Below are 11,406 nucleotides of genomic sequence, written 5' to 3' on the forward strand. Positions count from 1 at the left end.
CGGCCTAACGGCCTTCAGCGGCGCGCACCAGATCACGGATCAGGGTCACGTCGGTACCGATAAAGGACTGCATGCCGATCGCCACCTGGCCAGGGTCCATCCCGTCGACGAATGCCCGCACCGTCGTGTCCGTCAACCGCGGGCCGCGCCAATAGACCCGGCACAGTTCCTCGTCGGACAGAAAATGGCCCCGTCCCTTCAGGACCTCGTCGACATAGCGCCCGTAGATCATGCATTCGGAGAATTTCCGATTCGCCCCGATCGCCTCGACCCAGTGTCGCCCGCTCGTCCGTTCGATCTGCTCGCACATCGATACGACCGCGTCGCGCCGCCAGGCGATGAAGGTCGCGATATAATCGTGCGGCGCGACCATCGGGGCCGTTATACCAAGCACCTTCGCGGCATTTTTCGACCATATCTTCTGATCGCCGTCCACGGTCCGCTGAAGCGCGTTGTCGCGCCGGAACAGGCGTACCCGTCCGTCCTTCCAGAAGCGGCCGCAGTCGAAATCCTTCAGAACGGCAACATCCGAATCGCAATAAATCAGCGCGTCTTCCTTCGCATGGGCGGCGATGGCGATGCGACGCAATTGCTGCACATGCCAGCCGCGCAACGGCTTGGTGCGTGTCGAAAGCCAGAATTTGCGCCGGAACAGGCTCGTCGGATCCGGCACCACCCGCAGCCAGGTGGGCAGGATATCGCGTTCGTCGACCACGATCCGGTCGGCGGTCTCGAGCGCGCGAAAAAGCGCCACGTCGGCATGCGCGACCAGAATGTAGTGCCGGCTGTGGCCGGTAACGTGCCGATCGATAGTTTCGCACAGAAGCCGACAGCGCTCGAAATCCGGTGCGTAACTCGCCGTCACCAGCGCGCTGGTGCCGACAGCTTGCATTTCGCACGGCGTGTCGATCCCCGGCTGAACGGCCACGTTCACGCCGCCGGCCCCGCGCGCCGCAATTTTTGCAACAGAACCCGGAACAGGAAAAGCGGATTACCGACAATATAGCGGCGCCATAGGCGCGCGGGCTCCAACCCAAGCCGGAAGAGCCATTCCAGGCGCAGCCATCGCACCCATGAGGGCGCGCGCGGGATGGCGCCGCTCAGGAAATCGAACAGCGCGCCGACCGCAAACGCGGTCGTGCAATGATCCGCGCTCAACCGGTCGTCGATCCAGTATTCCTGGCGCGGTACGCCCATCGCCACCAAAAGAACGTCGGGACGTTGCTGGCGGAGCCGCGCCAAAATCTCATCCTCCGCCGCTGCGTCGAAAAACCCGTCATGAACGACCGTGACCAGATGGTGCGGCAACATCTCCCTTAAGCGCTCCGCCGCCTGCTCGACATTGTCCCTGCTCGCGCCGAGCAGGCCGACCGACAGCGGTTTTTGCTGCGATTTCAGGAAAGCCGGGATGAAATCGGTGCCGTTGAGATTGGCCGGAAACGGGGCGCCGTAAAGAATCTTCGCCGCCATATCGACGCCAACGCCGTCGGCCAGCACCACGAAGTCAGAGAGCAGGGCCGCGAAACGGGCATCGGTGCTGGCAATGTTGGCGATATGAGCGTTGAGGAAGCCGATCTTGGTGAACCGCCGCTCCTGGATGCGATGCGCCAGGAAATCGATCGCCTCGGCTCGGTCGAAGGGTGCGACATTGACGCCGAGAATGTCCTTTTCCCGCTGAACGTTAGGCTGTCCTGCCGGTGCGGTGAGGGAATGCATGCTCATGCCGCGACCTCGCCCGGGGCGGCGCCGAGGGCGTCAAGCCCTTTGGCGACGGCGGCGTCGAGCGCGCGTATCTGGCCGGCATAAAAAGCCGAACCGTCGATCGCGTCCATCCGCCCGGCCGCTTTCTCTACCAGCGCGGCGGCGAAGGCGGCCGGATCGTCGGCCACCGTGCAATTGGACGGCAGGTAGGAGATGCCGCGCAGCGAGCGGGATGTCGCCACCGACGGCAGCCCGAGCTCGAAGGTCTCGATGGTCTTCAATTGGACGCCGGTGCCGGCCTGCGCGATCAGCGGCACGACGGCAGCCTGGCGGACGAAATCGCCCGCATCCGTCACGCGGCCAACAAACTCGACCGTAGTGGGCACATGTCCCAGCCCGCCCGGCGCATGCCCGGCGATCCTGACGCGGAAATCGCGCGGCAGGCGCGGCGCCACTTCGCGCAAAAACCAGTCGAGGCCGATACGGTTCGGCTCCCAGCTCCAGGTGCCGATCATGCCCGCCCCGAAAGCGATTTCGCGCGATCGCGACCGCGGCGGCGCGTCCCGCGTCACCAGCGCCAGCGCCGCCGAACGCGGCCCGGCCACGCCGAGCGCTTCGCGATCCTCCTCGGCAAGCGTGAAAACGAAGCGGGCCTGCCGACACAACCGGTCCTCCATGGCGTGCAAAAGCCGCGCCTCACGGCGAAAGAGCGCGCGCTGAAACACGTCGCGCGCGGCGGCGGCGTTTTCCAGTGCCGAGCGGAACTCGACATTATGCGCCACAAAGATCGACGGCTTGTCGGTAAAAAGATGTTCGTAGGCGCCGGCAAGCTGGACGGCGTTGAGCACATAGGCGTCGAACGGACCGATCCGTTCGAGCGCCGCGCGCAAATCCCGTTCAGACGCGGCGCGCATCTTGGCCGAAGACACCGTAAGACCCGACACGACCGCACCGGCCAGCCACCTCATTTTCTGGATCGCCGGAGCGCCCTCGGTACGCACATCGACCGACCCGAGCGCGACGGTATTCTGCGGATCAGACGGGGCTTTGCCGGGCCAGGTGTAGCCCAGAACCGTGACCCGGACGCCAGAGCGACGCAAGGCGGCGATGATCGCCGCGTTGGCGATCTCGTAGCCCGTCGTCGGCGCGCCATCGGGGACGAGTGATGTAACAAAAACCAAATGCATGTCGCTTACCTGAACGTGACCCTAGCAGCCTTCGGTGAAGTCTTGCTTAAGCACGCAAGGGGCGTGCCTTGTGGCGGCGAAACGGGGACCGTGGCGGGGCAAAACCGGCACAGTGCTTAACCATGCGTTAACAGGCAGTGCGCTTTATGGACGAAACGGACGGCCAAGGTCTCTCAATGCAAGCGCTCGCCACTGTCGAAAACGTCCGGCTCGTCGCACAATCGCCCGGTCTCGAGCCGGAAAAGGTACGGATTGCCGTCACCCTGCCGACTTTCCGTCGACCCGAACAGGTGCTGGAGACGATCCGCTCGGTCGCCGCCCAGAATACCGAACGGGGCTTCGCGTTGATCGTGATGGAAAATGACGCAGAACGGCACGCCGGGGCCGATGCGGCCGCGACATTGTTCGAAAATGGCACGGTGAACGGGCTTTTGATCGTGGCGGAGGAGCGCGGCAATTGCAGCGCATACAATGCCGGCTGGTCGACCGCTCTGGCCGCCTTTGCCGAGCTGACCCATGTATTGGTGATCGACGACGACGAAATCGCCGGTCCCGACTGGCTCGAGACCATGGTCGCTACCGCCGAAAGGCTGGGCGCCGACATCGTCGGTGGCCCGCAGGTGCCGATGTTCGAGGGAACGGGAAACGAGCATTGGGCGGGCCACCCGGTCTTCGCCCCGCCCTATCGCGAGACGCGCGCGGTCGAGGCCCTCTATTCGTCCGGCAATCTGCTCGTGTCGCGACGGGTGCTCGACGCCATGGAGCGGCCCTTCCTGGAGCCGGCGTTCAATTTCATGGGCGGGGGCGATTCGGATTTCCTGAGCCGCGCGGCGCGCAAGGGGTTCAGGCTCGCCTGGTGCGCGGAAGCGCCGGTGATGGAGACGATCCCGACCCGCCGCTTGGAAAGCGACTGGATCAGGGCTCGTTCACTGCGCAACGGCGTGATCTCTACGCTGGTGGAAAAGCGCAAGCGTGCGGGCGATCCGCTCGGCTCCATGCGTGTCGCGGCCAAGAGCCTCGCGCTGCTTGCCGCAGCGCCGCCGCGCAGCCTTTTGAGCCTGGCGCGCACCGGGTCGCTCACCATCGGCGCCTATCCGATCTACGTCGCGCTTGGGCGTGTGCTCGCCGAATTCGGCTATGCCAATGAGCAATACAGACAGGCTGAGAAGAACTGAGGCCGTGCCGCTCGACGGCCCGACCCTACGCCAGATCTCGACGGTGCTGGCAACCGTACTGCTCGCGATCGTGCTGATTTCGTTCCGGCCGTTCCAGCCCGAAGGGCCGGCGTCCCAGGGCGGGGACATCGTCAACCAGATCGGCTTCGGCTCACTGGCATTGCTTGCCGGATTTTCGCTTCTTACGCTGTCCGACCGCAGGGTCGTGGCGATCATGGTCAGCCCGTGGTGGCTGATCGTGTTCGGATTTCTGGCGCTTTCAGTCTTTCACGCCATCGACCCCCCATCTGCGGGGCGCGCGGCACTGTTCACCGCGATCGGCGTGCTGGCGGTCGTCACCATCCTGGTGCTGCCGCGCGACGCCGATTCGTTCACGACCGTGCTGCTGGTCGCCGGCCTTGCGGCGGTTTTGCTCAGCTATGCGGGGCTGGTGCTGTTTCCGGCCACGGCGGTCCACTTAGGCGAAGGCGTCGAACCGCAGCATGCCGGGCTTTGGCGCGGCGCGTTTTCACACAAGAACGTCGCCGGACCGGTGATGGCCTGTCTGAGCTTCGCCGGGCTTTACGCCTTCCGCCGCGGCCGGCGCCGGGCCGGGGGCACGCTGCTGGTGCTCGCCATGGTCTTCATGGCAAATACGGGCTCGAAGACGACGGCAGGGTTGGTACCGCTGTCGATCGTGCTGGTGGCCCTTCCCGGCATTTTGGGTATGCGCTTTCTGACGCCACTGATCTTCCTTGGAACGATGATCGGGGCGACGCTCGCGACGCTGGGCATCGTCTTCATCGAGCCGCTCAAGGAACTGGCGCAACATGTCGCCCCCAACCTGACCTATACCGGGCGAACGGCATTGTGGGATTTTCTCGGCGGCATGATCGCCCAGAAACCCTGGTTCGGCTTCGGCTATGAGAGCTTTTGGGGCACGCCCTTCATCTATTACATGGATCAGCCCTTCGACCGCGCCTGGGATATCCGCGGCTCCGTGCACGGCCACAATGGCTATCTCGACATCGCCGTGATCATGGGGCTGCCGGCGCTGGCGGCGTGCCTCGTCGCCTTCTGGATCGTGCCGCTTTTTGACTATATGCGCACGCCGCGCCTGAAGGAGAACATCTATCTGTCCGATTTCTTCATGATGATTTTGCTGTTCACCTCGCTGAACGCCTTTCTGGAAAGCTTCTTCCTTCGCCGGGTAGATCCGGTGTGGCTGTTTTTCCTCATGGGATGCCTGGGTCTGCGCATGGCTGCCCGTATCAGGATACCCTCCTCGTCACTGGACTGAGAGAAAAGAGATTGCCGGTTGCGGCCACTGGTCCGTTACGGCATTGCTGCGGGGCTTACCAACCAGATCGGCGGCTGGGTCTGCCGGAGGAGATTGGAATTGGCCGTGAAAGTATTGTTGGTCGGATGTGGCAATATGGGCCGCGCCATGCTCGTGGGCTGGCTGGTGTCCGGCAAACTGGCCGCCGCCGAGGTTGCCGTCGTCGAACCGAACGAAGCCCTGCGCCAGCGCGCCTCCGAGACCGGTGCCGCAGTGGCCGAGCACGTTTCGCAACTACCCGCCGGGCTGCGACCCGAGCTAATCATCTTTGCCGTCAAGCCGCAGGTGATGCGTGCCGTCGTTGCCGAATATTGCGGTTTCGCGACCGGCCGCACGACCTTCGTCTCGATCGCCGCCGGCATCGGCATTGCGCTGTTCGAATCGCTGCTCGGCGAGAAAACCCCGATCGTCCGCTGCATGCCCAACACGCCCGCCGCAATCGGCAAGGGCATGATGGTGACGGTCTCCAACGCCCAGGTCGCACCGGCCGCCGAGACCTTCCTGGCCGACCTGCTCTCGGTCAGCGGAAGGGTGCTTAAGATCGACGACGAAGGCATGATGGACGCCGTCACCGCCGTGTCCGGCTCCGGCCCGGCCTATATCTTCCACTTCATCGAATGCCTCACCGCGGCCGGCGAACGTGTCGGCCTGCCCGCGGAAGCGGCGAAGCTGCTGGCGATGCAGACCGTGTTCGGCGCAGCCTCGCTGGCGGCCGAAAGCGATACCGCGCCCGGCCTCCTGCGCGAACAGGTCACCAGCCCGAACGGTACCACCGCCGCCGCGCTGCAGGTTCTGATGGGGCAGGATCGTCTTCGGAAGCTGATCGCGGAAGCCGTCGAAGCGGCACGCGACCGCTCGATCGAGCTCGGGAAATAATCACGGCTCCGCCCCCTTCTCACGGCGCCGTGTCGCAGGTTCTCCTTACGTAGTTCAGGCAGCCGCGCGTGCCGCCAGGAGCGCACGCGCCTCGACGTCGCCCGCGACCGGGCGGGTGGCGCCGTTCCGCCTGGCATGGGTGTCGGCGAGTTTCCTCGACAGCCGCTGGAACGGCTTTTCAATCAGCAGATGCGCGATCGCCGCCACGGCCACCACCATCGCGATCATCAGCGCCGTCATCAGCGTGCCGAAAAGCGGCCCGTTGAGGCCGAAGCCGTAAAAACCCTGCCCGTTTATCTCGAAGACGCCGATCAGTTCGACCCCGACGATCCTCTCCACGATGCCGGCGACGTTGATCATGCGCGCCTGAACGAAAATATGCACCATGTAGATCCCATAGGAGAGCGCTCCCAGCCAAAGAAACAACCGCGTCCCAAGCAGGCGGCTGATTATTCCCCCTTCATGCACAAAGATGCACAGAGCCAGAGCGAACACAAACGGTGCCGCGATGCTAACCGCATTGCCGCCCGCGACCACGACGAAGGCGGCGACCATCACGATGGCGGCAAGCTCCGAAGCAGTCGCTCCCGCCACCGTTCCCACCGTCGGCCGCGCCGCCTGATCCGCTTTTGCCGACAGCAGGCTGGCCCCGGCCACGTAATAAAGCAGCGCACCAAGCGAAAAGCCGTAGACGCATCGTACAAAACCCAGATTCCAGGTTGCATCCATGTAATCGGGCGAAAAGAGGTAGAGCACCGGCGGACCAGCGATAATAGCCGCGACCAAGGCGATCCAACAGCGGCGCCCCAGCAAAACCACAAGCCCGCCGAAAAGGATGTATGTCCACAGTTCGGCCGAAATACTCCAGCTCGGGCCATTCCAGGCCAGCCGGCTGTCGAAGCCCAGGCCGTTGAGTAGTGCAAGGCTCGTCAGCAGTTCGGACGGGCTGTTGCCATCGGTAAACGGCATCGTACCATTTCCGGCGAGCGCCGGAACGGCCCAGCGCAGCGCTTCGAAGGCGACGAACAGAGCGAGGACCGCGATATGGAGCGGATAGATCCGGCCGATCCGCAGAATGACGAAGCGCATGTAGTCGACGCCGTCGGCCAGCTTGGCACCATATCCATGGGCGATCACGAAGCCCGACAACACGAAGAAATAGTCGACGAACAGATAGGCGTTACGCACAAACGGGCTTTCGCCGATCGGGCCGGATACCGGAAAATGCATGATCGCCACGAGCAGCGCGCAGATGCCGCGCCATGAATCGAGAGTTTCCAGCCGAACATTGCCCTTGGCCGCGTTGCGATGTGCCGCCCTGATACGCGCCACCATGTCGTTCTGGTTCATTCGACCGTCGTGCTCCCTCGTTCGGGCGCGGAAATTTCGTCGCGCGCCGCTGTCAATCCGAACAAAGCAAAAACCATGCCACCATCGACGGCCCGGTCGGCGGGATCGCTATCCGTAGAGCATCTGATCCTGGCGCCGGCGCAGCGCGTAAAGCCGCGTGCCGGGGTCGGGCGCGGCATTGTCGGCGGTCAGCAATTCGCCCTTCCGGACCGGCTTCAACACTTTGCCGCCTTCGAGCAGGCCTACGGGAAGCGCTTTCTTGGCGCGCGCGTCGGCCACCGTCATGGTGAAGGAGCGATAGCAAGTCTCGCCGATCGCGTCGAAGGTCTCGCCGGAAGCGAGATCGCGCTTGGCGAGCGCGCAGACCTCGGCCACGGGGCGCGGCAGGGGCACCATGTCGGGCTTGCCGGTCAGCATGATCCGTGCCGCCGTCAGCAGCACTTCCAGCGAGGTCAAATGGTAGGGCCGGAAGAAGCTGTAATAGGGACCCGTGCCGATATGCAGGTCGTCCATGCGCTCGATGATGCGCGGATGGGTCGCCTCGACGATGACGAAGACGCCCGGCGCCACCCCCTTGCCGATCGTGTAGTCGACGACGCCCTTGCGCGAAAGAATGCCACCGTCCTGCCTGGGAATGAGGACCTGGACCATCTCGTCGCGGTCCGCGTTCGGCCCGTGCATTCCGGGAACGTCGGGCACAAGGCCGGTGGCGTTGGCGATCGCGGCCATTTCGACCATGGTCTTGGATCCGTCGACGAACTCGACCAGCATGCGCGGGTTCATGTTGCGCCGCGTCGCCTCCGCGACATAGTCGTCCGGCACCGCGTCGTGGTTGAGCGGATTGTTCTTGCCCTTGCCGGCCGAGACGATCGAATAGCCGAGCGCGGAGGCGAATTCGATCAGCTCCATGCATGATGACGGCTCGTCGCCCGCCCCGACCGAATAGACCACGCCCAGCCGGTCGGCCTCCTGTTTAAGCAGGCAGCCTATCGTGACGTCGGCTTCGACATTCATCATCACCAGATGCTTGCCGTGCTCCATCGCCATCAGGTCGAAATCCGCCGCCACGCCCGGCTTGCCGGTGGCGTCGATCACCACGTCGACCAGCGGGTTGGTGACAAGCAACTCGTTGGAGGTGATCGCGATTCCGCCGGCCTCGATCGCCGCCGTGACGGCCGAAGCCGTGCCGGCCTCGCGCGCCATCGCCTCGTCGCCATAGGCGATGCGGATCGCGGCACGCGCGGTATGCGGCCTGCGCGTCGAGATCGCGCACACCTCGATGCCGCGCATCAACATGGCCTGGGTAACCAGATCGGTGCCCATCTCGCCGGAACCGATCACGCCGACGCGCACAGGCCGGCCTTCATCCGCCCGCCGCGCGAGGTCACGGGCCAGACCGGTAAGAGCGACATTGGTCATGGACGGCATTTTCCCGCAAGCTTCGGTGGGCGGAGCTAGTAAACCCCATGCCGACAATGTCAATCATCGCGCTGGCATCGCGCTGGCGCTGGCGCGCTTCATGCCCGTCCTGCGCATGTCTTGCAATTTTAGGTGTCTATAAAACAGTTGATGCACCAAATACGAGAAAAAATTGGTTCGATTCAGGCGTTTGTGCCAAAACCCCGTTCAAGATTGCTTAAAACTTTTCCTTTCAAAGTCTGCTGCGAAATTCATCGTTTCGCAGGGATACCAATTCATGAACCCGAAGTCCCGCAAGGCGCCGCTTGCCCGCGCCTTCAAGATCCTGGTCGTGCTCAACTGTGTCTGTCTCACAGCCCTGGCCGGCGCGTTTTTCTATCAAAGCAACGCACAATCGGACGCGCGCGCGGCCTATCAGGTCCAGCATGCCTCCTATCTGCTCGCCGACGAGTTCCGTCAGAGTTCCGACGACCTCACCCGCCTGGTGCGCACCTATGCCGCGACCGGCAACGCCAAATATGAAAAATGGTATTTTGACGTCGTGGCGATGCGCGACGGCACGCTTGCGCGACCGCAATCCCCGCATCGCATCTATTGGGACCTGATCCTGGAGGAGGGTCAGAAGCCGCGACCGGACGGCGAGCAGAAACCCCTGCTGCAATCGATGATGGACGCCGGCTTCGCCAAGGCCGAACTTGACCTCCTGGCCGAAGCCAAGAAGCGCTCCGACGCCCTCATCCAGCTCGAAGTTCGGGCGATGGATGCGGTCAAGGGCAAGGGTACCGTCAGCGGTCAACCGGACCTGAAGCTTGCCGGCGACCTGCTTTATTCCGCCGACTATCATCAAGCGAAAGCCTCGGTGATGCAGCCAGTCGACGCCTTTTTCACCGCGATCGAGGACCGTACCGCCGCCCGCATCTCCGACGCTCAGGCGGCCGCCGCCACGGCGAGCGCGATCATGGTCGTTCTCGGCCTGCTGCTGGTCGCATCCGTCACAGCCACCGCGGTCATCCTGCAGCGCCGGGTAATGACGCCCGTGGCCAAACTGGAAGACTGCATGAGCGCGTTGGCCTCCGGCGATCTGGGGGCGGAGGTGCCGATGGCCGACCGCGAGGACGAGATGGGTTCGATGGCCAAGACGCTGCTCGTGTTCAAGAACGCGGTGTCGGGCATGCAGTCGGCCGAGGAGGCCGAAGAGCAGCGGCAGTTGATAGAGCGCGAACGGAACGAAAACGACCAACGCAAGGCGCGCGAGGCGGCTGACGACCAGACCGTCATCTCCGGGCTCGCCGACGGGCTCAAGCAGCTCGCCAACGGCAATCTCGGCTATCGGATCACCGAGGAATTCGCGCCCAAGGCGAGGCAGCTCAAGGACGACTTCAACACCGCCATCGCCGGTCTCGAGGAAACGATGTCGACGATTTCGGGATCGGCCGCCGGCATCCGCACCGGCACCGGCGAAATCAGCCAGGCGGCCGACGATCTGTCGCGGCGCACGGAGCAGCAGGCGGCGAGCCTCGAGGAAACGGCCGCGGCGCTCGGCGAAGTGACCGAGACGGTGAACAGGACGGCCGATTCGGCCAAGCAGGCGGCGACCCTGACGACCCGGGCCCGTGGCAATACGGAAAAATCCGGCGGCGTGATGCGCGAGGCGGTCGGGGCGATGGGCGAGATCGAGAAGTCTTCCGAGCAGATCGGCCAGATCATCGGCGTGATCGACGAAATCGCCTTCCAGACCAACCTTTTGGCGCTCAATGCCGGGGTCGAGGCGGCGCGCGCCGGCGACGCCGGCAAGGGCTTCGCGGTCGTCGCCCAGGAGGTGCGCGCGCTCGCCCAGCGCTCGGCCGAGGCCGCCAAGGAAATCAAGGCGCTGATCTCGGCATCCAGCGAACAGGTCGGCCGCGGCGTGGAACTCGTCGGCCAGACCGGAACGGCGCTCGAACAGATATTGGCCGAAGTGGTGGAGATCGCCGGGCTGATGTCGGGCATCGCCGGTTCCGCGCAGGAACAGGCCACCGGCCTGAGCGAGGTGAACACGGCCATCGCCCAGATGGACCAGGTTACCCAGCAGAACGCGGCGATGGTCGAGGAATCGACCGCCGCCAGCCATTCGCTCGCCAAGGAAGCCGAGCAGCTCGAAAGGCTGGTCGCGCATTTTAAGCTCGGCGAGGCCGCAAAAACGACCGCGAGACGAGCGGACAGGCACGCACCGGTCGTGACGCTGAGGACACCGTCGAGCGGACAGCGCCATTCCGCCGTGACCGCCGCCCAGCCGGAAGCCGACGGCTGGGAAGAATTCTGATCCGTTCCGGAACAAGTCGCTCGGAAAAGCCGGCACCGCCGAATGGTGCCGGCTTTTTTGTGTCCCGGCACGCCGCGA

At 64.2% G+C, this 11,406-nt stretch carries 9 protein-coding genes; 4 read left to right on the forward strand and 5 right to left on the reverse strand.

What is annotated here, in order from left to right; genetic code table 11:
• Positions 1-4 precede the first annotated feature (4 nt).
• The 3 genes from GN330_RS20735 to GN330_RS20745 are packed head-to-tail and all read right to left on the reverse strand — an operon-like array spanning position 5 to position 2,888.
• Positions 5-934, reverse strand: a complete 930-nt coding sequence (locus GN330_RS20735) for a DUF6492 family protein (protein WP_425487193.1) — start codon at positions 932-934, stop codon at positions 5-7.
• On the reverse strand, positions 931-1,722 hold the full coding sequence (locus GN330_RS20740) for a WecB/TagA/CpsF family glycosyltransferase (RefSeq protein WP_156715138.1): 792 nt from the start codon (positions 1,720-1,722) through the stop codon (positions 931-933). The genes GN330_RS20735 and GN330_RS20740 overlap by 4 nt, the downstream gene beginning before the upstream one ends.
• Positions 1,719-2,888 carry a glycosyltransferase family 4 protein gene (locus tag GN330_RS20745; protein WP_156715141.1) on the reverse strand — a complete coding sequence of 390 codons (1,170 nt, stop codon included), beginning with the start codon at positions 2,886-2,888 and terminating at the stop codon, positions 1,719-1,721. Before GN330_RS20745 ends, GN330_RS20740 begins: the two co-directional genes overlap by 4 nt.
• 176 nt (positions 2,889-3,064) lie before the next feature.
• Between GN330_RS20745 and GN330_RS20750 the strand changes: the two genes are divergently transcribed.
• The 3 genes from GN330_RS20750 (at position 3,065) to proC (ending at position 6,257) form a co-directional block, all read left to right on the forward strand.
• On the forward strand, positions 3,065-4,063 hold the full coding sequence (locus GN330_RS20750; protein WP_156715143.1) for a glycosyltransferase family 2 protein: 999 nt from the start codon (positions 3,065-3,067) through the stop codon (positions 4,061-4,063).
• The gene (locus tag GN330_RS20755; protein ID WP_156715145.1) at positions 4,032-5,342 is read left to right on the forward strand and encodes an O-antigen ligase family protein; all 1,311 of its coding nucleotides are present in this window, start codon (positions 4,032-4,034) and stop codon (positions 5,340-5,342) included. The genes GN330_RS20750 and GN330_RS20755 overlap by 32 nt, the downstream gene beginning before the upstream one ends.
• Positions 5,343-5,441: 99 nt before the next feature.
• Positions 5,442-6,257: a pyrroline-5-carboxylate reductase gene (proC, locus tag GN330_RS20760; RefSeq protein WP_156715147.1), complete on the forward strand. Its 816-nt coding sequence runs from the start codon at positions 5,442-5,444 to the stop codon at positions 6,255-6,257.
• A 54-nt stretch (positions 6,258-6,311) separates the two neighbouring features.
• Here proC and GN330_RS20765 read toward each other — a convergent pair whose 3' ends face one another.
• Both GN330_RS20765 and GN330_RS20770 read right to left on the reverse strand, forming a co-directional pair.
• Positions 6,312-7,607 (reverse strand): acyltransferase family protein, encoded by a 1,296-nt coding sequence (locus GN330_RS20765; RefSeq protein ID WP_156715149.1) that lies wholly within the window; start codon positions 7,605-7,607, stop codon positions 6,312-6,314.
• Between the two features lie 108 nt (positions 7,608-7,715).
• Positions 7,716-9,026: an NAD(P)H-dependent oxidoreductase gene (locus GN330_RS20770; RefSeq protein WP_156715151.1), complete on the reverse strand. Its 1,311-nt coding sequence runs from the start codon at positions 9,024-9,026 to the stop codon at positions 7,716-7,718.
• A gap of 277 nt (positions 9,027-9,303) precedes the next feature.
• Between GN330_RS20770 and GN330_RS20775 the strand changes: the two genes are divergently transcribed.
• Positions 9,304-11,328: a methyl-accepting chemotaxis protein gene (locus tag GN330_RS20775; RefSeq protein WP_197435258.1), complete on the forward strand. Its 2,025-nt coding sequence runs from the start codon at positions 9,304-9,306 to the stop codon at positions 11,326-11,328.
• Positions 11,329-11,406: the final 78 nt, after the last annotated feature.

It is taken from the genome of Nitratireductor arenosus (assembly GCF_009742725.1).
GTDB classification, from domain to species: domain Bacteria; phylum Pseudomonadota; class Alphaproteobacteria; order Rhizobiales; family Rhizobiaceae; genus Mangrovimarina; species Mangrovimarina arenosa.

Excerpts from the sequence above, each read along its gene's own strand:
- GN330_RS20740 (WP_156715138.1), bottom strand. The coding sequence starts at position 1,722 with ATGAGCATGCATTCCCTCACCGCACCGGCAGGACAGCCTAACGTTCAG.
- GN330_RS20745 (WP_156715141.1), bottom strand. The coding sequence starts at position 2,888 with ATGCATTTGGTTTTTGTTACATCACTCGTCCCCGATGGCGCGCCGACG.
- GN330_RS20750 (WP_156715143.1), top strand. The coding sequence starts at position 3,065 with ATGCAAGCGCTCGCCACTGTCGAAAACGTCCGGCTCGTCGCACAATCG.
- GN330_RS20755 (WP_156715145.1), top strand. The coding sequence starts at position 4,032 with ATGAGCAATACAGACAGGCTGAGAAGAACTGAGGCCGTGCCGCTCGAC.
- GN330_RS20765 (WP_156715149.1), bottom strand. The coding sequence starts at position 7,607 with ATGAACCAGAACGACATGGTGGCGCGTATCAGGGCGGCACATCGCAAC.
- GN330_RS20770 (WP_156715151.1), bottom strand. The coding sequence starts at position 9,026 with ATGACCAATGTCGCTCTTACCGGTCTGGCCCGTGACCTCGCGCGGCGG.
- GN330_RS20775 (WP_197435258.1), top strand. The coding sequence starts at position 9,304 with ATGAACCCGAAGTCCCGCAAGGCGCCGCTTGCCCGCGCCTTCAAGATC.